This window comes from Streptomyces xingningensis (assembly GCF_054957865.1).
Map to the genome: position 1 here is coordinate 51,375 of NZ_JBDJPF010000004.1, position 23,450 is coordinate 74,824.

Genomic DNA, 23,450 nt, shown 5'->3' on the forward strand with positions numbered 1-23,450 from the left:
TCCCGTCCAGGACCCGGCAGCTGGTCCCGAGCCCTCGCACGTAGGCTCGAACCCATGACGAATTCCCCGCGCCTCAGCACCGTGATCCTTCCCATCCACCGCTGGCACCAGGGCGGCGGCGATGAATGGCGGCGCGCCGAGGAGCTCGGCTTCCACGCCGCATACACCTACGATCACCTCTCCTGGCGGACCTTCCGCGACGGCCCCTGGTTCGGCGCCGTCCCGACCCTGACCGCCGCGGCCACCGCCACCCGGCGCATCCGGCTGGGAACACTCGTCACCTCCCCGAACTTCCGGCACCCGGTCACCCTGGCCAAGGACCTGATCTCGCTGGACGACATCTCCGGCGGCCGGATCACCCTGGGCATCGGGGCCGGCACCAATGGCTTCGACGCGACCGCGCTCGGCCAGGAGCCCTGGACACCGCGCGAGCGCGCCGACCGGTTCGCGGAGTTCGTACCGCTGCTCGACCGGCTGCTGACCGAGCCCGCCGTGTCCCACCGGGGCGGCTTCTACTCCGCCGAAGAGGCCCGCAACATACCCGGCTGCGCCCAGCGCCCCCGCATCCCCTTCGCGATCGCCGCCACCGGACCGCGCGGGCTGCGGCTGGCCGCCCGGCACGGACAGGCCTGGGTGACCACCGGCGACCCGAAGGTCAGCGAAACGGGGACGCCGGAGCAGTCCCGCGAAGCGATCCGCGGGCAGCTCGCCAAGCTCGGCGCGGTCTGCGAGGAAATCGGCCGGGACGCACGGGAGTTGGACAAGATCCTGGTCACCGGCTTCACCCCGGACCGCCCGCTGGACTCGTTCGACGCCTTTGTCGACTTCGCGGGCAGCCACCTCGAGCTGGGAATCGACGAGATCGTCATCCACACCCCCATACCCGGCTCGGACTTCGCGGCCGACCGCAAGGTCTTCGACCGGATCGCCACGGAGGGCCTGGCACAGCTCCGCTAGGGGGTGTCCGATGGCCGCCTTCCGGACAGCGGTATGAGCCACCGCACACGCACGCGCCCAGACCCACCCCGTGGCCGAGAATGGAACCGTGACCTCAACCACCGAGCAGCCCCAGCCCCCGGCGGCCCGCCAGAGAGCCGCGGTACCCCGGCTGATCGCCACCGACCTCGACGGCACCCTGCTGCGCGACGACCAGACGGTCTCCGACCGCACCGTCGCCGCCCTGGCCGCCGCCGAGGCGGCGGGCATCGAGGTCTTCTTCGTCACCGGGCGGCCGGTGCGCTGGATGGACGTGGTCAGCGCCCATGTGCACGGCCATGGGCTGGCGATCTGCGCCAACGGGGCCGCCGTCGTCGACCTGCACGACGGCGGCCGGTTCGTCGAGGTACGGCCGCTGGCGTACGCCGACGCCCTGGCCATCGTCCATACGCTGCGCGCCGCCGTCCCCGGCACCTCCTTCGCCATCGACCGCACCACCGGCGTCCAGTACGAGCCGCGGTACCCGCCCTTCCAGCTCGAGCCGCTCGCCTTCATCGCCTCGGCCGAGGAGGCGCTGGGCGACGGAACCGACCTCGCCGCCCCCATCCTCAAGCTGCTCGCCCACCACCCCGACCTGCCCCCCGACGACTTCCTCGCCATCGCCCGCGCGGTGGCCGGCGACCACGGCTGCTTCACCCGGTCCAGCCCGACCGCCCTGCTGGAGGTCAGCGGCCTCGGCGTCAGCAAGGCCAGCACCCTCGCCCGGTGCTGCGCCCGGCGCGGCATAGCCCCCGAAGAGGTGGTGGCATTCGGCGACATGCCCAACGACCTGGAGATGCTGGACTGGGCGGGCACCTCCTACGCCATGGCCAACGCGCACCCCGAGGTCCTGGCCGCCACCACCCACCGGACGGCGGGCAACAACGACGACGGCGTCGCCGAGGTCATCGAGCGGATACTGGGCGCCCGCTAGGGATCAGCAGCGCGAAGCCGTCAGGCACACGCCACGGGCGCGCAGCCACTCCACCGGCTCGACGGCGGAGCCGAACTCCTCACTGGTGCGGATCTCGAAGTGCAGATGCGGGCCGGTGGAATTCCCGGTGGTCCCGGACAGTCCGATCCATTCGCCCGGGCGCACCCGGTGCCCCGGCGCCACAAAGGGCGCCGACAGATGCGCGTACTGCGAGTACCAGCCGTCCGGGTGCCGGATCACCAGGCTGACGCCGAAGGCTCCCCCGCACCCCGCCGAGACCACCGTCCCGGCCCCGACCGAGCGCACCGGGGTGCCGATGGGGATCGCGAAGTCCTGACCGGTGTGCGTGCCGGACCAGTTCGCGCCGGAGCCGCCGAAACCGGCCGAGAGCTGGTACTCCAGCACCGGGCGGGTCCAGCTGTGGCGCGTCTCGCCCCCCGGGTGCGCCGCGTCGCCCGCGTCGATGGCCTCCCGGTCGACCGGCTCGCAGCGGCCGCGGCCGATGGCCGCCTCGGCCAGGCTGTTCAGCTCCCCGCGGGCGGCCGCCAGCCGGTTCTCCAGGGCGCCCCTCGCCTCGCGCATCCGGGACACGTCCTCCTCCAGCGCATGCCAGGCGGCCACCGCCGACCGCTCCTCGACCGCCAGCGCCCCGGCCCGGTCGTCGGCCTCGGCCAGCCGGCGGGCCAGCTGGTCCCGGCGCTCGACGTCATGTTCCTGCACGGCCAGCAGCGCCAAGGGGTCATCGGCGAACCGCTCGCTGTCCACGGCGGTGAACCCACCGGTGCGGTACTGCGCACGAGCCGCGGCCCCGGCGTCCTCGCGCAGCACCGCCGAGACGAACCGCTGCCCGCGCAGCTGCCAGGTGAGCCGTCCGGCCCGCTCCCGGCGCTCCTGCACCGCCAGCAGCCCCCGCTCGTACCGCTCCCTGGCCCGCCCCGCCTCCTGGGCCAGCCGGTACACCTCGGAACCGATCCGCGCGACCCGGGCCGGAGCCCGGACGGCCGCGGACGGCCCGGACACCAGCAGCGGAGCCACCAGCACACCCAGCGCGCACAGAGCCACGCCATACCGGGAAAAACGACCAGACCGACGATACGAAGACCGCATAACCGTGATCGTTTCCTGCGTTCCGGCACCCTGCTCCTGTACAGGACCGTTCGGAGCACAAGATGCCGCCAAGCGATACCTGTGCTACGCCCACAGGGGCGCTTACAGGGGCGCCTACAGGGGCGCTTCCCACACCACCCGGGTGCCGCGCCCGTCCTCGCCGAGCCCCGGCCCGTACGAGCTGGAGCCGCCCAGCGACTCGGCCCGTTTGGCGAGGTTCCGCAGCCCGCTGCGCCGTCCGCCCGCCGGGATGCCGACCCCGTCGTCGGCGACCGTGAGCCGTACCGCGTCCCGCCCGTCCGCCAGCCGGGCCGTCGCATCGACGAGGACCTCGATCCGGGTCGCCCGGGCGTGCCGGAAGGCATTGGAGAGCGCCTCGCGGAGCGCCGCGATGAGGTTCTTGCCGGTACGCTCGCCGACCCTCGCGTCCACCGGCCCGACAAAGCTCGCACACGGCCGGAAACCCAGCGGCACGGCGGCCGTGCCGATCTCCCGCAGCACCCGGGTGCGCAGCCCCGCGGGCGCCTCGGCGGGCTCCTGCTGCAGAGCGAAGATCGCCGTCCGGATCTCCTGGATCGTCCGGTCCAGCTCGTCCACGGCCTGACTCACCGTCCGCCCCACATCGGGCACCACGGTCTTGCGCTGGGCGCTCTCCAGCAACAGCCCGGTGGCGAAGAGCCGTTGGATGACCAGGTCGTGCAGGTCCCGGGCGATCCGGTCGCGGTCCTCGAAGACGGCGAGCCGCTCGCGGTCGCGCTGCGCCTCGGCCAGGACCAGCGCCAGCGCGGCCTGTGCGGCGAACCGCTCGGCCAGGGTCCGCTCGGCGGAGCTGAACCTGCGGCCGCCACGGCGCCGCGGCGTCGCCAGGGAGCCGAGCACCCGGTCACCGCTCTTGAGCGGCAGCAGCATGCTGGGGCCGAAGCGGGGCGCGACCTCCAGCATCCGGGGATCGGTGGCCGAGTCATCGGTGAACACCGGCTGGCCGGACATGAGTTGGGAGACGACCGGGCTGTGGTGCGGTATCACCGCGCCCAGCAGCCCGGCGGGGTCGTCGGCGGAGACGGCCACCGCCTCCAGCCCGCCCTCGTCGTCCGGCAGCAGCACAATGCCCGCGTCGGAGTCCGCGAGCCTGCGCGCCTGTTCGGCGACGACCGCGAGCGCATCCTCCGCGTCGCTGCCGGCCAGCAGGGCGGTGGTGACGGCCACCGAACCGTCGATCCAGCGCATCCGCTGACGGCCCTCCTCGTACACCCGCGCATTGCCGATCGCGATGCCCGCCTCGGTGGCGATGATCTTCACCATGTGCAGGTCCGCAATGCTGAACTCGCCGCCGCCGCGCTTCTCGGTGAGATAGAGGTTGCCGAAGATCTCGCCCCCGACCCGGATGGGCACCCCCAGGAAGCTGCGCATCGGCGGATGCCCCGGCGGAAAGCCGCAGGACCGCGGATCGGCCGTCAGATCCGCGAGCAACACCGGCGCGGGCTGGTGGATCAGCGCCCCCAGCAGCCCTTGATGACCGTCCGGCAGGGCCCCGATGCGCCGGTGCTCCTCCGCGGTGACACCATGGGTGATGAAGTCGGCCAGCCCCTCGCCGGTGGAGTCGATGACGCCGATGGCGGCATAGCGCGCGTCGGCCAGCTCGGCGGCGGTCCTGGCGATCCGGTCGAGCGTGGTGTGCAGCTCGGGGCCGGTGCCGACCGAGCGCATGGCCTCCAGCAGCTGGGGAACGCGCGCGGTCAGCTCCGTGGACATGCCCTGCAGGCTGCGGGTGGCCTCGGTGGCGATCGCCAGCGGATCCTGTGACTCCTGCTGCTCCGAGGGATCCCGGGGTGCCGTGGGGTCCTGGGGGCCGGAGGGTTCTGCCATGGCTGCCATACCCAGAGCCTAATAAGTACCTTTTGCCATGGAAAGCGGCGGATGGCCGTCAACGGGCTCCGCATCCCGTTCCCGCTCGAGCATCCGCCGGAACGGCCCGTCCGTTCCGGCCAGTTCCGCGGGGCCGCCCCGCTGCACCACCCGCCCCTCGGCCAGCACGATCACCTCGTCGACCGCCTCCAGCCCGGCCAGCCGGTGGGTGATCAGTACGGTCGTACGGCCCCGGGTGGCCGCCAGCAGATCCGCGGTGAGCGCATCGGCGGTCGCCAGGTCAAGGTGCTCGGCGGGCTCGTCCAGCACCAGGACCGGGAAGTCCGCGAGCAGCGCCCGGGCGAGCGCGAGCCGCTGCCGCTGGCCGCCGGACAGCCGTGCGCCATGCTCGCCGACCAGCGTATCCAGCCCCTGGGGCAGGCTCTCCACCCAGGTCAGCAGCCGTGCCGCGCGCAGCGCCGCGCACAGCTGGGCGTCGCTCGCGTCGGGGCGGGCGAGCCGCAGGTTCTCCCGTACCGAGCTGTCGAAGAGGTGCGCGTCCTGTGCGCACAGGCCGACGAGCCGCCGCACGGCATCGCCGTCCATCCCGGCCGCCTCCCGGCCGCCGAGGGTGTAGCTGCCGGATTCGGCGTCCAGGAAGCGCAGCAGCACCTGCGCCAGCGTGGTCTTGCCCGCCCCCGACTGCCCCACGACGGCGATCCGGCGCCCCTCGACGAGCTCCATCGCAAAGCCGTCCAGGGCGGGCACGGACCGGCCCGGATGGCGTGCGGTCAGCTCCGCCACCCGCAGCGGGAACGGCGACGGGGGCGCGGGCGCGGTCCCGTCCCGCACCGGCTCGGGGGCGTCCAGCACCTCGAACACCCGCTCCGCGGAACGGCGGACCCGCTGACGGTGCTGCACCGCGAGCGGCAGCCCGGTCACCGCCTCGAACGCGGCCAGCGGGGTAAGGACGACCACGGCCAGCCATACCCCGCCGAGCCGGCCGTCCTGCACGGCCAGGACGCCCGCCCAGGCCGCCGCGGTCACGGTCAGCCCGCAGGCCAGAGCGGACAGGCCGGCGCCCAGCGCGGTGGCGGCCGAGGTGCGGCGGGCGATCCGGGTGAGCGCGGCATCGGCGCGGCGCAGCCGCTCGAGCCGGGCGGGCAGGGCGCCCGCGACGGTCAGTTCGGCCGTACCGGCCAGCAGGTCCACCACCTGGGCGGACAGCTCGCCGCGGGCGGGTGCCAGCCGTCGCTCGGCGCGCCGGGCGACGGCCCCCGAGAGCGCGGGCACGGCGGCCCCGGCGAGCAGCAGCCCGGCGGCCAGTACCGCGCCCGCCTCCGGCAGCAGCCACCCGGTGAAGGCGACCGAGGCGGCGCCGACCACGATGGCCGAGCCGAGCGGCAGCCACCAGCGCAGGAAGTAGTCCTGCAGCGCGTCCACATCGGCGACCAGCCGGGAGAGAAGATCACCGCGCCGGGTCTCGCGCAGCCCGGCCGGGGCCAGCCGCTCGAGCCGCCGGTAGACGGAGACCCGCAGCCCGGCCAGGGTGCGCAGCACGGCGTCGTGCGAGACCAGCCGCTCGGCGTAGCGGAAGACGGAGCGGCCGATGCCGAGGGCGCGGGTCGCGGTGACGGCCACCATCAGGTAGAGCACCGGGGGTTGTTGCGAGGCGCGCGAGATCAGCCAGCCGGAGACGGCCAGCAGGCCGACGGCGCTGCCGAGCGCGAGGCCGGCCAGCAGCAGCGAGAGCGCGAACCGCCCGCGCCAGGGCCTGCCTTGAGCGCGTACGCGCGCGAGGGGGTGTGCAGGATGGTGCGGCGAGCCGTCCGGCGGCCGGGACGGCGCGGTGCGGGGGGCTGGCGGCGCGGCCGCCAGCCGAAGGCCGGTGGCGGGACCGGGGCGTACCTCCCCCGCCGCCCCGCCCAGCCGCACCACCCGGTCCGCGACCGCCAGCAGCGCGGGACGATGGACCACCAGCAGCACCGTGCGGCCCACCGCCAGCCGCCGTACGGCCTCCACCACCGCCGCTTCCGTCTCCCCGTCCAGGTTCGCCGTCGGCTCGTCGAGCAGCAGTACGGGCCGGTCCGCGAGGAACGCCCGGGCCAGCGCGAGGCGTTGGCGCTGACCGGCGGAGAGTCCGGCGCCGTCCTCGCCCAGGCGAGTGTCAGTGCCGTGCTGCAGCATGGAGACGAACTCGAGCGCACCGGCCGCCCGCAGTGCTTCATGCAGCTGCGCGTCCGTGGCGTCCGGCCGGGCCAGTCGTACGTTCTCGGCGACCGTCCCGGCGAAGAGATGGGGTCGTTGCGGGACCCAGGCCACCTGGTTCCGCCAGCTTTCGGGGGAGAGCGATGACAGGTCCGCACCACCCACCAGCACCCGCCCGCTCGCGGGCCGGGCGAAGCCCAGCAGCACGTTCAGCAGGGTGGTCTTGCCGGTGCCGCTGGCGCCCGTCAGGGCGACCGTCTCCCCGGGCCACACCTCGAACGAGGTCTCGGCCAGGGCGGGTTGGTCCCGTCCGGGGTGCCGCACCACCAGGCGGTCGACGGTCAGGGCCGCGTGGCGCGCGTCCGGCGCGGGGCCCTCGCCCCGGGGGGCGGGCTCGGTCTCCAGCACGGCGAAGATCTGGTCCGCGGCCGCGAGGCCCTCCACCGCCGCGTGGTACTGCGCGCCCACCTGACGCAGCGGCAGATATGCCTCGGGGGCCAGCACCAGCACCAGCAGCCCGGTGTAGAGGTCCAGTTCGCCGTGCACCAGCCGCATGCCGATACCGACGGCGACCAGGGCCACCGAGATGGTGGACAGCAGTTCCAGGGCGAAGGAGGAGAGGAAGGCGATGCGCAGGGTGCGCAGGGTGGCGCGCCGGTAGTCGGAGGTGATGGCGCGGATCGACTCGGCCTGGGCCTTGGCCCGGCCGAAGACCTTGAGCGTGGGCAGCCCGGCGACGACGTCGAGAAAGTGCCCGGAGAGCCTGGACAGCAGTCGCCACTGCCTGTCCATCCGGGCCTGGGTGGCCCAGCCGATGAGGGCCATGAAGAGCGGGATGAGGGGCAGGGTGAGGACGATGACGAGCGCCGAGAGCCAGTCGGCGGTGACGATACGGGCGAGCACGGCCACCGGTACCACGACCGCGAGGCCGAGCTGGGGCAGATAGCGGGCGAAGTAGTCGTCCAGCGCGTCCACGCCACGGGTGGCGAGGGTGGTGAGCTCACCGGTGCCCTGCGCACCGGGGCCCAACCGGGTGGCATGACCCAGCAGTTGGGTCCGCAGCTGGGACTTGACCGCGGCGCTCGCACGGTGGGCGGCCAGTTCGGTGAGCCAGGACACGGCCGCCCGGCCCACCGATACGGCGGCCAGCAGGGTGAGCGGCCCGGCCAGGCCGGCCGCCGTGCGCCCGTGCCGGAAGGCTCCGGTCACCGTCTCGGCGATCAGCATCGCCTGGGCGATGACCAGCCCGGCCCCCGCCAGTCCGAGCACCACGGAGGCGATGAGGAAGACGCGGGTCGCGGACGCGTGCTTCAGCAGTCGGGGGTCGATGGGCTTCATCGGGGTTCCCTGGTGCTCAGTGGGCGGCGGGGATGTGCTGGGTGCCGATCCGCTTGCGGAACACCCAGTAGGTCCACGCCTGGTAGCCGAGGATCACGGGGGTCATCAGGCCCGCGACCCAGGTCATGATCTTCAACGTGTAGGGACTGGAGGCCGCGTTGGTCACGGTGAGGCTCCACCGGGGGTCGGTGGAGGAGGGCATGACGTCCGGGAAGAGGGCGAGGAACAGCATCGCAAAGGCGGCCACGATCACCACCCCGGACAGCGCGAACGCCCAGCCCTCCCGGCCGAGCCGGTTCATGACCAGCGCGGCGGCGAGCGCCACCAGCGAGACCACCAGCGCGGGCAGGCTTCGTCCGGTGCCGAAGTCGGCCTGCGTCCAGGCGAGGAAGGCCGCGGCGAGGACGGCCGCGGCCAGGCCGAGCCAGCCCGCCTGCGCCCTGGCCCGGTGCCGGATCTCGCCGTCCGTCTTGAGGGCGGCGAAGACCGCGCCGTGGAAGGTGAAGAGGACGAGCGTGAGGAGGCCGCCCAGCAGGGCGTAGGGGCTCAGCAGGTCGAGCACACCGCCGGTGAAGTTCTTGTCCGGCCCGATCGGCACCCCGCGCACCAGGTTGGCGAAGGCCACGCCCCACAGGAAGGCGGGCAGCAACGAGCACCAGAAGATGGCGTGTTCCCAGTTGCGCTGCCAGCGCTCCTCGCTGCGCTTGTGGCGGTACTCGAAGGCGACCCCGCGCACGATCAGACAGACCAGGATGACGAGCAGCGGCAGGTAGAAGCCGCTGAAGAGGGTGGCGTACCAGTCGGGGAAGGCGGCGAAGGTCGCGCCGCCGGCCGTGATCAGCCAGACCTCGTTGGCGTCCCAGACCGGGCCGATCGTGTTGATCAGCACCCGGCGTTCGGTGCGGTCCTTGGCGAGCACCTTGGTCAGCACGCCGATGCCGAAGTCAAAGCCCTCGAGGAAGAAGTAGCCAATCCACAGGACGGCGATCAGCAGGTACCAGAAGTCGTGGAGGTGCATGGGGAGTGTCTCCGTTCCGCCGGGTGCGCGGCCGCGTCAGTACGCGAAGGTCATCGGCTTGTCGGCATCGGCCTCTTCGGCGGCCCCGGCTCCCGGCCCGCCCGAGGGGAGCCGCAGCCGGGGGTCCTTGGCCGGGGGCTTCTCGTCCGTGTCCGGTCCGGCCTTGGCGTACTTGACCAGCAGCCTGACCTCGATGACGGCGAGCACCGCATACAGCAGGGTGAACACGACCATGGAGGTGAGGACTTCGCCCTGGCTCACTCCGGGAGAGACCGCGTTGCCGGTCTTCAGCAGGCCGTAGACGGCCCAGGGCTGGCGGCCCATTTCGGTGAAGATCCAGCCGAAGGAGTTGCCGATCAGTGGAAAGCCCATGGTGAGGATGCCGATGCGCCAGGACCACTTGGTGAAGAAGGGGTTCATCTCGCGGGTCCGGGTCAGCATCAGCCGGGGGACCTCATGCTCGCCGGTGCGGAACTCGGGTGCCAGCCACAGCTTTTTACGGGTGGTCCACAGCCCGATGAGTCCGGCCACAAAGGAGGTCATCCCGAAGCCGATCATGAGGCGGAAGCCCCAGAAGGTCATGAAGATGCTGGGGATGTAGTCCTCGGCCTTGCCTCCGTACCTCGCCGCCTCCTGTGCGGCGACATCATTGATGCCGGGGACGGGGTCGGAGAAGTTGTTGTGCGCGAGGAAGGAGAGTATTCCGGGGATCTCGATCTCCACGCTGTTGTGCCCCTTGGTCACATCACCGACCGCGAAGACCGAGAAGGGTGCCGGTGACTGGGTCTCCCACAGCGCCTCGGCGGCGGCCATCTTCATCGGCTGCTGCTCGAACATCACCTTGCCCAGGGTGTCCCCGCTGAGCGCGGTACCCAGTCCGGCGATCACGGCGACCACCAGGCCGATGCGCAGCGAGGCCCGCATCGCGCCGATCTGGTGGCGCTGCTTCTCGCCGAGTTCCTCGCCCCTGATCTGCTTGCGCTTGGCGCGCCACAGGTGGAACGAGGCGATGCCGACCACAAAGGCGGCGCCGGTGAGGAAGGCGGCCGTGATGGTGTGGAACACCACGACCAGGGTGGTGTTCTGGGTCAGCACCGCCCAGATGTCGGTGAGCTGGGCCTTGCCCGTCGCCTTGTCCACGCGGTAGCCGGTCGGGTGCTGCATCCAGGAGTTGGCGGCCAGGATGAAGTACGAGGAGAGCAGGGTGCCGACGGCGACGATCCAGATGCACGCACAGTGGATCTTCTTGGGCAGTTTGTCCCAACCGAAGATCCATAGGCCGATGAAGGTGGATTCGAAGAAGAAGGCCAGCAACGCCTCCATGGCGAGCGGGGCCCCGAAGACATCGCCGACAAAGCGCGAGTAGTCCGACCAGTTCATGCCGAACTGGAACTCCTGCACGATGCCGGTGACCACGCCCATCGCGATGTTGATGAGGAAGAGCTTTCCCCAGAACTTGGTGGCGTGGAAGTACTTCTCCTTGGAGGTGCGGACCCAGGCGGTCTCCAGGCCCGCGGTGATCGCCGCGAGGCTGATCGTGAGGGGGACGAAGAGAAAGTGGTAGACGGTGGTGATGCCGAACTGCCAGCGCGCCAGTGTCTCCGGCGCCAGAGCCAGGTTCACTCGGTCCCTCCTTGCATCTTGCGTCACCGGCGATCAATCGCCGACGTTACGCCCCATACGTCCCAGCGAAAGCAGGACATAAAGCACGCGCTTGTGAACGCGTTCACATTCACAAGCATATGGCACATGCTTTTTCGGCCAAGCAGCGGGGGTACCCCCTGGCGCCGGCCGCACACGGCGACGCCCCGGAACAGACCCCGCTCCGGGGCCCGCTCCGGGGCGTCCGCATCCCCTACGGCCTGGACCGCGCAGCGGTCAGAGCTCTGCGCGGAACTCCTCCGCCGCCCGCAGGAAGAGGTCATTCGCCTTGGTCTCACCGATCGTCACCCGCACCCCCTCACCCGGGAACGGCCGCACCACCACACCCGCCCGCTCACACGCGGCGGCGAAGTCCGAGGTGCGCTCCCCCAGCCGCAGCCAGACGAAGTTGGCCTGCGCCTCCGGCACCGTCCAGCCCTGACCGGCCAGCTCCGCGACCACCCGGGCCCGCTCCGCCACCAGCGCGTCGACCCGCTCGCGCAGCGCCTCCTCGCTGCGCAGCGAGGCGACCGCCGCGTCCTGCGCCACCTGGCTCACCCCGAAGGGGACGGCGGTCTTGCGCAGCGCTGCCGCGACCGGATCGTGTGCGATCGCGAAACCGACCCTCAGCCCGGCCAGCCCATACGCCTTGGAGAAGGTCCTCAGCACACAGACATTGGGCCGGTCCCGGTAGAGATCAATGCCATCCGGAACCTGCTCGTCCCGGATGAACTCGCGGTATGCCTCGTCCAGCACCACCAGCACATCGGACGGCACCCGGTCCAGAAAGGATTCCAGCTCGGCCCGGCGCACCACCGTGCCCGTCGGATTGTTGGGGTTGCAGACGAAAATCAGCCGGGTCCGCTCGGTGATCGCGGCCAGCATGGCGTCCAGATCGTGCACCTCATCCGAGGTCAGCGGGACCTGCACCGGAGTGGCGCCAGACACCTGGGTGATGATCGGGTATGCCTCGAAGGAACGCCAGGCGTAGAGGACCTCGTCCCCTGGCCCCGCGGTGGACTGCACCAGCTGCTGGGCGACACCGACCGAGCCGGTGCCGGTGGCCAGGTGCGCGAGCGGCACCTCGAAGCGGTCCGCCAGCTCCGCCATCAGCCCCGTACAGGCCATGTCCGGATAGCGGTTGAGGGAGCCCGCCGCCGCGACCGCGCTCTCCAGCACTCCGGGCAGCGGCGGATAGGGGTTCTCGTTCGAGGACAGCTTGTACGCGACCGGGCCACCGGTGGCAGCCGGCCTGCCGGGCTTATAGGTCGGCACGCCGTCCAGCTCAGGGCGCAGCTTGGGGGTCTTCTCGGTCACCACGGGCCTCCTCACTCGAATACTGCACACCTTATGAGGATTGCCCCGGACGGCGTCCAGGGCCCAAGACGCGCTTCTTCCTCTGGCGCGCGCCGTGGCGGGCGCCCTGGCGCGCATCCCTCATGAAGGTGAGTTGAGACCGCTTCGAGACCTGGACCACTCAACGGGCGTAGATATGCCAGGAGTCAGCCGTTCACCTTCACCCCCATCAACTGCCTGTAGTTCCATGGTCATTGATTGGAATTCGACATGCAGAAACGTGCCTGTCAACAGTGAAATATGGAGCCCTGCCAACGAACCACCCGAGCCCTACTATCGGCTCGCCATGACAGCAGCAGGGAAGCACCAGGTGAGCCGGGCGGAATCAGCCCGCAGGGGCAGCCGGCAGGGACGGGCGGGCATCCGGGATGTGGCCGCCGCCGCCGGAGTCTCGATCACGACCGTCTCCGACGCGCTCAACGGCAAGGGCCGGCTTCCGGACGCGACCCGCCGCCATGTCCGCGAGGTAGCGGAGCGACTGGGCTACCGCCCGTCGGCCGCCGCCCGCACCCTCCGTACGGGCAAGTCGGGCCTCATCGGCCTGACCGTGACCACCTACGGGGATGAACCTTTCACCTTCACCGAATTCGCCTACTTCGCCGAGATGGCCAGGGCCGCCACCTCCGCCGCCCTCGCCCGCGGCTACGCCCTTGTCATCCTCCCGGCCACCTCCCGCCACGATGTGTGGTCCAACGTCGCCCTCGACGGCACCGTCGTCATCGACCCCTCCGACCACGACCCGGTCGTCTCCGACCTGGTCCGCCAGGGCATCCCGGTGGTGTCGGACGGCCGCCCGGCCGGCACCCTCCCCGTCACCGCCTGGGTGGACAACGACCATGAGGCCGCCGTCCTGGGCATCCTCGACCACCTGGCCGCCGCCGGCGCCCGCCGGATCGGCCTGCTCACCGGCACCACCACCGACACCTACACCCGGCTCTCCACGCACGCCTATCTGCACTGGTGCGAACGGATCGGCCAGGACCCGGTCTGCGAGGAGTACCCCGCCCACGACCCCTGTGCCGGCGCCGTCGCCGCCGACCGGCTGCTCGCCCGCCCCGACCGCCCCGACGCCGTCTACGGCCTCTTCGACCCCAATGGCACCGACCTGCTCGCCGCCGCCCGCCGCTATGGGCTGCGCGTACCGGACGACCTGCTGCTGGTCTGCTGCAGCGAGTCCACCGTCTACGCCACCACCGAGCCGCCCATCACCACCCTCTCCCTCAAGCCCCGCCGCATCGGCACCGCCGTCGTCCAGCTGCTGATCGACGCCATCGAAGGACTGGACACCGGACGGCCGGTGGAACAGGTCATACCCACCGAGCTCATCGTGCGGACCTCCTCCGAGCGCCGCCCCCCGCGCACCACGATCAGCGCCCCGCGCGGCCCCGCCACCACCTGACGCCGCATCCGGACCGGCCGTCAACATGAGCGGCCTCGGGTACGGCGAGCGAACAGAACGGCCCGACGGCCGTGACGGCGAGGCCCGCCACCTCGTTGACCGGCGCGAATGACGCAATTGGGGAGAAATGACCGACAAACCCTGTCTCCCTCCCCGATTGACGGCCCCTGGTGCGTCCCAAGCCGCGACGGTCATTCCTATGATGGGCGCACGACACCACGGGCCGCCGGCGACCAGGCAGGGTCCACAAGGTGCACTGCGGCGCGACGGTGGAGGGGTCGATGGCTCAGGGGGCCGAACAGGAACCTGCGGTACGGACCACGGAGGCGGCAACGCCCTACCCCGGGTACGCCGCGCCATCGCTGGTGCCCGACTACGCGCCCGACTACGCCCAGCACGCCGCGCACCAGGAATTCCCCCGCATGGATCTCCCGTCGGCCGAGCTGCCCGCCGAGCACGCCGCACACCTCGGCGGCTACACCCCGACCGCCCATGACCTTCCGGTCATCGGCCACCCCGCATCCGCCGACCTGCCGACTGTCGAGCTCACCCCGCTGACCGTCCCGCAGACCCAGCCCCTGCCCCCCGGCCCGGGACCGCTCTATGTCGTCGGCGATGTGCACGGCTATCTCGACCAGCTGTACGGGGCACTGGCCGAGCAGGGGCTCATCGACGCGCACGGCCACTGGGCCGCGGGCAACGCCCGGCTCTGGTTCCTCGGCGACTTCACCGACCGGGGCCCGGACGGTGTCGGGGTCATCGACCTGGTGATGCGGCTGTCCGCCGAGGCCGCGGCGGCCGGCGGCTACTGCAAGGCGCTCATGGGCAACCATGAGTTGCTGCTGATCGGCGCCAAGCGGTTCGGCGACACCCCCGTCAACTCCGGGGCCGGCACCGCCTCCTTCCAGGCGGCCTGGCTGCTCAACGGCGGCCAGCGCACCGACATGGAACGCCTGGAGGACCACCATCTGCAGTGGATGTCCCGGCTCGACGCGATGGCCGAGCAGGACGGGCACCTGCTGGTGCACTCGGACACCACCGCCTACCTCGACTACGGCGATTCCATCGAGGCCGTCAACGACGCCATCACCGAGGCACTGCAGCGCAACGACCCGGACGAGTGCTGGGACTTGTTCCGCAAGTTCACCAAGCGGTTCGCCTTCCGCGACGAGGCGGGCTCCAGGGCCGCGCGCGAACTGCTGGAGACCTACGGTGGCAGCCGCGTGGTGCACGGCCACAGCCCCATCCCCTATCTGCTGGGTGAGGTCGGTGCCGAGGACGCGGACGGTGAGGACGGCGCTCCGGTGGTGAACGGTCCGCATCTGTATGCGGACGGCCTGGCCCTCGCGATGGACGGAGGGGTCACGATGGCCGGAAAACTGCTGGTGGTGCAGCTTCCCCTGGCCGGCTGAGGGTTCAGTCCGCGGGACCACGGGCAAATACGGAGTTCCACCGCCACGGGGGTAATTCGGGAAACGCACTGTCACCCCGTGTCGGTGCGGCTCTACCATCGGCTTATCCGTAGCAGGCTCTCCTCCGTTTCCGCCCACTACCCGGTACAAGCCGGATATCAGGCCCTACGGAGCATCGGGGGATGCACATGAACAGCGCTCCGCACCTACTGGCCGAGGACCGCCCGGAATTCGAGCGGGTACTGGACCAGGCGTTGCGTTCAGCGGACAGAGACCCGGAGATCAGCGCACTGGCCGCCGCGATAGGACAGCGGCTCAATACCGAACAACTGCGCACCATGGCCATCAATGCCATGGCCGCCATCTCGGCTTGCGCGATGGCGGAATACCGTACGTATGTCAGGGCGCGGGACGATCTCCGTGCCCGGTCCGGCGCCGTCCAGCAGCAGCGGGTCGGCGCCGGCCGCGCGGCGCGGGGCGACAACGGCGACCCGGCCGCCGCGTCCACAACCGCGACGGCACCCGGCGATGCCGCCGAGGGCGCGGGGGCCGGCGCGGTGCTCGCCGTGCTGGCCCCGGTCCTGGCCGGAATCGCCGCGCTCCTCTTCCTTGTCATCGGCTATGTGCTGCGGGTGGTCGCGTCGAACGACTCGGTCGGCGACCCGATGATCACCGCCGGCTGGTGGTTCGCCGGCCTCACCGCCGTCGGCGGGCTCATCGCCATGACCGCGCTCCTGCTCACCGCCCTGCGCAACGGACACGGCCCGGAGGCGAACACTCCGGGCGACCGGACGGCGGACGAAATGGAGCACGCCCGGGAAGCCTGGCGGCAGGCACTGCTGGAACGCGGCGTCCTGCCGTTCCTGCGCGAAGCGCTCGCCAACGCTCCGGCGGAGCCGGGCACTTCGTATGTTCCCGGACCGAGAACGCGCGACCACCACGGCCGCACCCCGCACCTGGGCTACTCCCGCCCGGGATTCTCCAGCCACGACAGCGACAACTCACCGCACACACGGCCCAGTTTCACCAGCCCGGACTTCACCAGCCCGGACTTCGGGGGCCCGGAGGAGCAACCCGAGTGATCTGACCTCGAGCGGGGGTATCCCGCACTTACATCCGAGTACGCACCATGCACAGCGGAAGTCGCCGAATCCGCCCTTATTGGGTGAACTTCCGTTTATATTGCGGTGGTTCGGGTTTGAGCCTGCTTACGGTCGGTGCGGAGGTGATGCTCACCATGAGCACACAGAACGTGCCGCCGGATCTGACGGCCAACACACAGGACGCACTCGACGTCAGCGACTTCGTCTACGCGGCTACAGGGGTACGTGTCCGACGACTCACGCTCCCCAACGGGGAGCACTGGTTTCCTGCCGCCGACGTATGCAGGGAGCTGGGCTACACGACGACCCGCAAGGCTCTGCTCGATCATGTCCCGGAGGAGCGCCGAGAGTTTCTCGAGACTGTGACTGGAAGTCACAGTCTCGGCATTCCTGCAGGTAGGGAGTGGCGCCGAGACTTGCAGATGATTGATCTGCAAGGCCTCATCCTTCTCGTCAACGCATGCACCAAGCCCTCGTGCCTGCCGTTCAAGCACTGGGTTTCAGAAGTCATCCTCACTATCCAGCGAGAGGGTTCGTACACCCTCGAGAAGGCTGAAGTACAACAACCGGGCGCAACGGCATACGCCATGCCCGCCCAGGTTGTTGACGCACTCGTGCGGTTGGAGGAGCGGAACGTCCGGCTGATCGAAGAGCTCTCGGCCTGGCAACGGGAGTCCATTCGATCCCGGCAGGAGACCGCCGATGCCCTCCGAGACGTCGGCGCTGCGCAGCGAGAGTCGATCGCGACCCTGAAGCGACTCACGGACCGGATGGGAGACATCGTCGATCGGCTCCCACCCGCCCAACGCACGGCACCCCCACCCCCGCCTCGGCCACGCGTCACGGCGGAATCGGTGATCAACGGCTGGCGGGATCGCAACCTGGCGGTCACCAACGACATCTGGGCCGTGGCCGCGTACATCCTCCCGGCGCTCATCGAACTCGGCGAGTCCTGCTACCCGTTGGACACAGTCGCCACACGCACCGGGCTGACCGTTCACCGTGTTCATGACGCGCTGCGGATGATGCTCAAGCGCGGTTGCATCCGCCAGACCGGCACATTGGACGACGGCACACCCGTCTACGTCCTCAAGTAGTCGGAAGGCAGTTCGGGCCCGAAGTCGCAAATCCAAGTTGCGGCTTCGGGCCCGCACAGACTGTACCGGGTTCAGCACTCCCTACATCTGCATTAATGAAGAGATCTTGCGCCAACCGTCGCTGGAGGCGACACTTGGCGCAAAAGTGCAGGTCATACCCCTGTGGAAAACCGAGATCTAACATCTGGTTAGACCCTCAAGCTCTCGCCAAGGTGTCGCCAGAAGCGACACCTCACGCAAACTCACAGCTCACAGCCCCGCCAAAGTTGCAAACCTCACTCCGCCACCGGCAGATACACCCGATTCCCCGCCGCCGCGAACTCCTTTGACTTCTCGGCCATCCCCGCTTCGACGTCAACCGCGGCCAGCTCTCCACCATGCTCCCGGCGGATGTCTTGTGAGATCTTCATCGAACAGAACTTGGGCCCGCACATCGAGCAGAAGTGCGCGGTCTTCGCCGGCTCGGCCGGCAGTGTCTCGTCGTGGAAGGCGCGGGCGGTGTCCGGGTCGAGGGCCAGGTTGAACTGGTCCTCCCAGCGGAATTCGAAGCGCGCGTCGGAGAGCGCGTCGTCCCATTCCTGGGCGCCCGGGTGGCCCTTGGCGAGGTCTGCCGCATGGGCGGCGATCTTGTAGGTGATCACGCCGGTCTTGACGTCGTCGCGGTCCGGCAGGCCCAGGTGCTCCTTGGGCGTGACGTAGCAGAGCATCGCCGTACCCCACCAGGCGATCATCGCGGCACCGATGCCGGAGGTGATGTGGTCGTAGGCGGGCGCCACATCCGTGGTCAGCGGGCCCAGCGTGTAGAACGGGGCCTCCTCGCAGATCTCCTGCTGGAGGTCGATGTTCTCCTTGATCTTGTGCATCGGGACATGGCCCGGACCCTCGATCATGGTCTGGACGTTGTGCCGCTTGGCGATCGAGTTGAGCTCCCCCAGCGTCCTCAACTCGGCGAACTGCGCCTCGTCGTTGGCGTCCGCGATCGAGCCGGGCCGCAGGCCGTCGCCCAGCGAGTAGGTGACGTCATAGGCCGCGAGGATCTCGCAGAGCTCTTCGAAGTTCTCGTAGAGGAACGACTCCCTGTGGTGCGCCAGGCACCACGCCGCCATGATCGAGCCGCCCCGCGAGACGATGCCGGTCTTGCGGCGGGCGGTGAGCGGGACGTAGCGCAGCAGTACGCCCGCATGGACGGTCATGTAGTCGACGCCCTGCTCGGCCTGTTCGACGACCGTGTCCTTGTAGATCTCCCAGGTCAGTTCCTCGGCCTTGCCGTCGACCTTTTCGAGGGCCTGGTAGAGCGGCACGGTCCCGATCGGAACGGGCGAGTTGCGCAGCACCCACTCACGGGTGGTGTGGATGTTGCGGCCGGTGGAGAGGTCCATGACCGTGTCGGCGCCCCAGCGGGTGGCCCAGGTCATCTTCTCGACCTCTTCCTCGATGGAGGAAGTGACGGCGGAATTGCCGATATTGGCATTCACCTTGACCAGGAACTTCTTGCCGATGATCATCGGCTCGATCTCGGGGTGGTTCACATTGGCGGGCAGCACCGCGCGGCCCGCCGCGATCTCTTCGCGGACGGTCTCGGGGGAGACGTTCTCGCGGAGCGCGACATATTCCATCTCGGCGGTGACCTCGCCGCGTCGCGCATAGGCGAGTTGGGTCACCGGGGCCCCGTCGCGGCCCCGGCGGGGCAGCCGGGGGCGGCCGGGAAAGACGGCGTCGAGGTTCCTGAGGCCGCCGCGCGGCGAGGTGTGCTTGATGCCGTCGTCCTCGGGGCGCATGGGGCGTCCGGCGTACTCCTCGGTGTCGGCGCGGCCGACGATCCAGTTCTCGCGCAGCGGCGGGAGACCCCGGCGGACGTCCGTGGTGACGGCCGGGTCGGTGTAGGGGCCGGAGGTGTCGTACAGCCGGATGTCCTGTCCATTGGTGAGGTGGACCCTGCGCACGGGTACCCGGAGGTCCGGACGGGAGCCTGGGCCGCCGGAAAGGTAGTCCTTGTGCCAACCGATCTGGGTGTTTTGTCCAGTTGTCGACGGGCTGGTGGACGTATCTGCGGACATGCGTGCGTCCTGCGTGGCCATGAGACCGTAACTCCCTACGCCGGCATTACCCGGTAACAGGTTCGGCGGTCGACGCAGCGGCTTCCGCACTTGAGTACGGAGGTCAGCGCCCTCTCAGCCCGGTGCTCCGAGCTCCCGCGATTGCAAAGGTGCCACAACGCTAGCGCCTTCCCCGGGCGGAGGGCCAGAGGGGCTTGCGATGATCGGGCGGTGACCCGCGCCGACCCCGTTCCCCGTGACCCCGGCCCCTCGCCCGCCCCCGGCGACTCGCATGCCCATGGACACGGCCATAGTCATGGCCCGGCCAGTCCGGTATCCGCACATCTGCGCAAGGTGATCACGGCCGTGCTGATCCCGTTCGCCGCCGCGGTGGTGGCCGGGCTGGTCATGTTGTGGCCGGACGGCACGCCACCGCACCAGCACACCGGGGTGGGCCTCGACCAGCAGACGCGGGCGGGGCGGGTGGTGGCGGTGGAGGAGACGGACTGTGCCGCGATGGGCGGCCGACCGGCCGGACAGCAGGGGCAGCAAGAGCAGTCGCAGGGGGCCGCGCCCGAGCGGGGGCCGTGTCAGAAGGCAACCGTGGAGGTCGCATCGGGCCCCGACAAGGGGCACACCTTCACCGAGATCGTGCACCCGGGCGCGTCCCGCCACTACTCCGTGGGGCAGAAGCTGGTCCTGGCCTATGCGCCCAAGGCACCGAAGAATCTGCGCTATTCGGTCACGGATGTGGACCGGAAGCTGCCGATGGCCCTGCTGGCCGGGGTGTTCGCGCTCGCGGTGGTGGCCATCGGCCGACTGCGCGGGGTGTTCGCCCTGGTCGCCCTGGTGATCAGCTTCGGGCTGCTGACGCTGTTCATTCTCCCGGCGATCCTGCAGGGTTCGGACCCGCTGCTGGTCGCCGTGGTCGGAGGCAGCGCGATCATGCTGATCGCGCTCTATCTGTGCCATGGCCTCAACGCCCGTACGTCCGTGGCGGTGCTGGGGACACTCACCTCCCTGCTGGTCATCGGCCTGCTCGGCTCGTTCTTCATCGACTGGGCGCAGCTGACGGGCAACACCGACGACCAGATGGGCCTGGTGCACGGCCTCTTTCCGCAGATCGATACCCGGGGGCTGCTGCTCGCGGGGGTCATCATCGGTTCGCTGGGGGTGCTCGACGATGTGACCGTGACACAGACGTCCGCCGTGTGGGAGCTGAAGGACGCGAATCCGGGCGCTAGTTGGCGCAAACTGTACGGTGCGGCGATGCGCATCGGACGGGATCACATCGCGTCGGTCGTCAATACGCTCGTGATGGCGTACGCGGGTGCGTCACTGCCGTTGCTGCTGTTGTTCTCGATCGCCGACAGCGGAGTGGGGACGGTGGCGACGAGCGAGGTCGTCGCGGAGGAGATCGTACGGACCCTGGTCGGCAGCATCGGGCTGGTGCTGTCGGTTCCGGTGACAACCGCCCTGGCAGCGCTCGTTGTCAGTGCCGACCGGCACAATGCGAGTACCGGGTTCCGGCCCGGGGCAAGGGGCAGGGCAAAGGTCAGGGGTGGCAGGCGCCACCGCGCGAAGTGACCGGTGCCGCACGGCAGGACGGACGGGGGAGTCGCATTGGTCGGCGAACTGGGCAGAGTCACCGGGGTGGTGGGCCCGGGGCTGGTCGGCGAGGTGATGCTCCGGGTGCGGGGCGGTTCCGAGGCGTTTCTGGCGTATCCCGCGGAGCCCGGCATCCGCATCGAGCGGGGCACCGTCGTCATGGTCGTGGAGTATCAGCCGCCGCGCACGGTGTATGTGACACCGGCCTATGGGGGCGGATGACCGGCGGGAGAAGACCGCCACCGGCCGGGCCGGCATGCCCCATGCTCCTTGGGGGCCACGGCCGTTGATCTCTGCGCCCTGTCGCGGGACAGGGCCGCCTAAGGGGGTTCAGACGCATGTTCATCGGGATCGCGGCGGGGGTCGTCCTCGTTGCCATCGCCATCCTGGTCGGCTTGTTCAAGCTGATGTGGCGGGTGGCCGAGCCCAATGAAGCGCTCGTCATCTCCGGCTCCAGGCACCGCCTGGAGGGGCTGGAGGAGGGCATGGGCTTCCGGATCGTCACCGGGCGGGGCACGTTGGTGCTGCCCGGGGTGCAAGTGGTGCGAAAGCTGTCGCTCGATCTCAACGAGGCCGAGTTGAACGTGGACTGCGTGACAAAGCAGGGCATTCCACTCAAAGTTCATGGCGTGGTGATCTTCAAGGTCGGCGATGACTTTGTCTCGATCGCCAATGCCGCCCGCCGCTTTCTCGACCAGCAGAAGTTCATGGCCGAGCGGGTGCACAACGTCTTCGCGGGCCACCTCCGTTCCATCGTCGGCGGTCTCACGGTGGAGGACATGATCCGCGACCGGGAGCGGCTGACGGGCGAGACCCGGGCCGCCTCGGGCTCGGAGATGGAGAAGCTGGGCCTGATCATCGACTCCCTGCAGATTCATGAGATCCAGGACCCGACCGGCTACATCAAGAACCTGTCCGCGCCGCATGCGGCCGCCGTCCAGCGGGACGCCCGCATCGCCCAGGCGGAGGCGGACCGGCTGGCCACCGAGGCGGAGCAGCAGGCGGCGGCCCGGATGGCGGAGGCCACCCGGGACAGCGAGATCCTGCAGGCCGGCTATCAGGCCGAGCGGGACAGCGCGGCCGCCAAGGCCCGGCAGGCCGGGCCGCTCGCGGAGGCCGGGGCGCAGCAGGAGGTCGTGGTCCAGGAGACGCGGGTCGCCGAGTTGGCGGCGCAGCGCCGGGAGCAGCAGCTCCAGGCGGACGTCCGCAAGCCCGCGGACGCGGCGGCCTATGAGAAGCGCACGCTCGCCGAGGCGGAGCGGGACGCCCGGATCTCCGCGGCCCAGGCGAAGGCCAGGGAGACGGAGCTGGCGGCCGCGGCGGAGGCGACGCGGGTGAAGACGGCGGCGGCCGCCGAGGCGGAGGCCACCAAGGCGCGGGGCACGGCGGCGGCCCAGACGACCCGGGCGACGGGTGAGGCGGAGGCGGCATCCGCGCAGGCCAGGGGGTTGGCCGAGGCCGAGGCCGCCCGGGCCAGGGGGTTGGCCGAGGCCGAGGCGGCAAAGGCCAAGGGGCTGGCCGAGGCCGAGGCGATCAAGGCGCGGGCGGCGGCGCTGGCGGAGAACCAGGATGCGGTCGTGGCCCAGCAACTGGCCGAGAAGTGGCCGGAGATCGTGCGAGCCGGGGCGCAGGCGTTCGGAAACGTGGACCATATGGTGCTGTTGAACGGCGCGGACGGTATGTCCGAGATGTTTGCGAAGGCGCTCACCATGGGAGGCACGGGCCTGGGGCTGGCGCGACAGTTGCTCGCGGCCATGGGCACCGATGGGCCCGGTCCGGCGGCGGACGGCGCTCCTGACGCCGACGGCAAGGGCGGCGGCAAGGCGGCCCCGCGTGCCGAGCGGGTGCCGATCGAGGAGCCCACCGTGGGCTAACCGAGCCCACCGTTGGGCTAACCGGCGTTCTGACCCTCGGTGTTGCCGGCGAGGATGTTGTCGAGCGCCGCGGCCAGGTCGTAGTCGAAGTCGGCGACCGCGTGCTCCTCGCCGAGCGGTGCGACGCGGTCGGTCCGGTCGAGGAAGGCCACCAGGGGGGCGGCGCCCGCCCGGAACAGGGCGCCCTCGCCGCCCACTTGCAGCCGGATGAAGACGTCCGAAAGGTGCTGCGCGGAGGCGGGGGCGATATGCACATCGCCCTCGCCGGAGGGCTGACTCAGCCCGTCCAGCAGCAACTCCCTTGCGAACGCCCAGGTCACCGGTGCGTCACCGGGAAGGTGAAAGGTGAACTTCACCGCGTAGGGGTCGCTGCTGTCGTAGCCCAGCTCCACCGGGATACGGAAGGACAGTTCCTCGGAAACGAGGAATGTCATGATCACTTCTGCCTGAACTGTGTCGCGCATCGCCCAATGCCCCGTCTTCGTCGGTTTGGCCGGGA

The 23,450-nt window shown here is 70.4% G+C and carries 17 protein-coding genes; 9 read left to right on the plus strand and 8 right to left on the minus strand.

The window, feature by feature from the left end; all coding sequences use genetic code 11:
• Positions 1 to 54: 54 nt before the first annotated feature.
• Together ABCR83_RS03385 and ABCR83_RS03390 are read left to right on the plus strand one after the other, a co-directional pair.
• On the plus strand, positions 55 to 957 hold the full coding sequence (locus ABCR83_RS03385; protein ID WP_462693172.1) for an LLM class flavin-dependent oxidoreductase: 903 nt from the start codon (positions 55 to 57) through the stop codon (positions 955 to 957).
• Positions 958 to 1,045: 88 nt separating this feature from the next.
• Positions 1,046 to 1,909 carry a Cof-type HAD-IIB family hydrolase gene (locus tag ABCR83_RS03390; RefSeq protein ID WP_462693174.1) on the plus strand — a complete coding sequence of 288 codons (864 nt, stop codon included), beginning with the start codon at positions 1,046 to 1,048 and terminating at the stop codon, positions 1,907 to 1,909.
• Positions 1,910 to 1,912: 3 nt separating this feature from the next.
• Here the strand turns inward: ABCR83_RS03390 and ABCR83_RS03395 are convergent, their stop codons facing one another.
• From ABCR83_RS03395 to hisC, 6 genes are all read right to left on the minus strand, one after another.
• The gene (locus tag ABCR83_RS03395) at positions 1,913 to 2,971 is read right to left on the minus strand and encodes a M23 family metallopeptidase (RefSeq protein ID WP_462693176.1); all 1,059 of its coding nucleotides are present in this window, start codon (positions 2,969 to 2,971) and stop codon (positions 1,913 to 1,915) included.
• 159 nt (positions 2,972 to 3,130) lie between these two features.
• Positions 3,131 to 4,768, minus strand: a complete 1,638-nt coding sequence (locus tag ABCR83_RS03400) for a sensor histidine kinase (RefSeq protein ID WP_462693368.1) — start codon at positions 4,766 to 4,768, stop codon at positions 3,131 to 3,133.
• Positions 4,769 to 4,900: 132 nt separating this feature from the next.
• Positions 4,901 to 8,407 carry a thiol reductant ABC exporter subunit CydD gene (gene cydD, locus ABCR83_RS03405; RefSeq protein WP_462693178.1) on the minus strand — a complete coding sequence of 1,169 codons (3,507 nt, stop codon included), beginning with the start codon at positions 8,405 to 8,407 and terminating at the stop codon, positions 4,901 to 4,903.
• Between the two features lie 16 nt (positions 8,408 to 8,423).
• The gene (gene cydB, locus ABCR83_RS03410; protein ID WP_462693180.1) at positions 8,424 to 9,425 is read right to left on the minus strand and encodes a cytochrome d ubiquinol oxidase subunit II; all 1,002 of its coding nucleotides are present in this window, start codon (positions 9,423 to 9,425) and stop codon (positions 8,424 to 8,426) included.
• 36 nt (positions 9,426 to 9,461) lie between these two features.
• Positions 9,462 to 11,048, minus strand: coding sequence for a cytochrome ubiquinol oxidase subunit I (locus ABCR83_RS03415; protein ID WP_462693182.1), 1,587 nt, complete (start codon positions 11,046 to 11,048; stop codon positions 9,462 to 9,464).
• A 255-nt stretch (positions 11,049 to 11,303) separates the two neighbouring features.
• Positions 11,304 to 12,383, minus strand: coding sequence for a histidinol-phosphate transaminase (gene hisC / locus ABCR83_RS03420; RefSeq protein WP_462693184.1), 1,080 nt, complete (start codon positions 12,381 to 12,383; stop codon positions 11,304 to 11,306).
• A gap of 325 nt (positions 12,384 to 12,708) precedes the next feature.
• Between hisC and ABCR83_RS03425 the strand changes: the two genes are divergently transcribed.
• The 4 genes from ABCR83_RS03425 (at position 12,709) to ABCR83_RS03440 (ending at position 17,433) form a co-directional block, all read left to right on the plus strand.
• On the plus strand, positions 12,709 to 13,821 hold the full coding sequence (locus ABCR83_RS03425) for a LacI family DNA-binding transcriptional regulator (RefSeq protein ID WP_462693186.1): 1,113 nt from the start codon (positions 12,709 to 12,711) through the stop codon (positions 13,819 to 13,821).
• 281 nt (positions 13,822 to 14,102) lie between these two features.
• On the plus strand, positions 14,103 to 15,233 hold the full coding sequence (locus tag ABCR83_RS03430; RefSeq protein ID WP_462693188.1) for a metallophosphoesterase: 1,131 nt from the start codon (positions 14,103 to 14,105) through the stop codon (positions 15,231 to 15,233).
• Positions 15,234 to 15,415: 182 nt separating this feature from the next.
• Positions 15,416 to 16,315, plus strand: coding sequence for a hypothetical protein (locus tag ABCR83_RS03435; RefSeq protein WP_462693190.1), 900 nt, complete (start codon positions 15,416 to 15,418; stop codon positions 16,313 to 16,315).
• Between the two features lie 155 nt (positions 16,316 to 16,470).
• Positions 16,471 to 17,433, plus strand: coding sequence for a BRO-N domain-containing protein (locus ABCR83_RS03440; RefSeq protein ID WP_462693192.1), 963 nt, complete (start codon positions 16,471 to 16,473; stop codon positions 17,431 to 17,433).
• Positions 17,434 to 17,708: 275 nt separating this feature from the next.
• Here the strand turns inward: ABCR83_RS03440 and thiC are convergent, their stop codons facing one another.
• On the minus strand, positions 17,709 to 19,511 hold the full coding sequence (gene thiC / locus ABCR83_RS03445; RefSeq protein ID WP_462693194.1) for a phosphomethylpyrimidine synthase ThiC: 1,803 nt from the start codon (positions 19,509 to 19,511) through the stop codon (positions 17,709 to 17,711).
• 189 nt (positions 19,512 to 19,700) lie between these two features.
• Here thiC and ABCR83_RS03450 point away from each other — a divergent pair, with 189 nt between their 5' ends.
• From ABCR83_RS03450 to ABCR83_RS03460, 3 genes are all read left to right on the plus strand, one after another.
• The gene (locus ABCR83_RS03450; protein WP_462693196.1) at positions 19,701 to 21,056 is read left to right on the plus strand and encodes a YibE/F family protein; all 1,356 of its coding nucleotides are present in this window, start codon (positions 19,701 to 19,703) and stop codon (positions 21,054 to 21,056) included.
• A 36-nt stretch (positions 21,057 to 21,092) separates the two neighbouring features.
• Positions 21,093 to 21,299, plus strand: a complete 207-nt coding sequence (locus ABCR83_RS03455) for a hypothetical protein (protein ID WP_462693198.1) — start codon at positions 21,093 to 21,095, stop codon at positions 21,297 to 21,299.
• Between the two features lie 116 nt (positions 21,300 to 21,415).
• Positions 21,416 to 22,951 (plus strand): SPFH domain-containing protein, encoded by a 1,536-nt coding sequence (locus tag ABCR83_RS03460; protein ID WP_462693200.1) that lies wholly within the window; start codon positions 21,416 to 21,418, stop codon positions 22,949 to 22,951.
• A gap of 17 nt (positions 22,952 to 22,968) precedes the next feature.
• On the opposite strand, the gene ABCR83_RS03465 is transcribed toward ABCR83_RS03460, so the two are convergent.
• A complete protein-coding gene (locus ABCR83_RS03465; RefSeq protein WP_462693202.1) occupies positions 22,969 to 23,415 on the minus strand; it encodes an SsgA family sporulation/cell division regulator in 447 nt (148 codons plus the stop codon).
• Between the last annotated feature and the right edge of the window lie 35 nt (positions 23,416 to 23,450).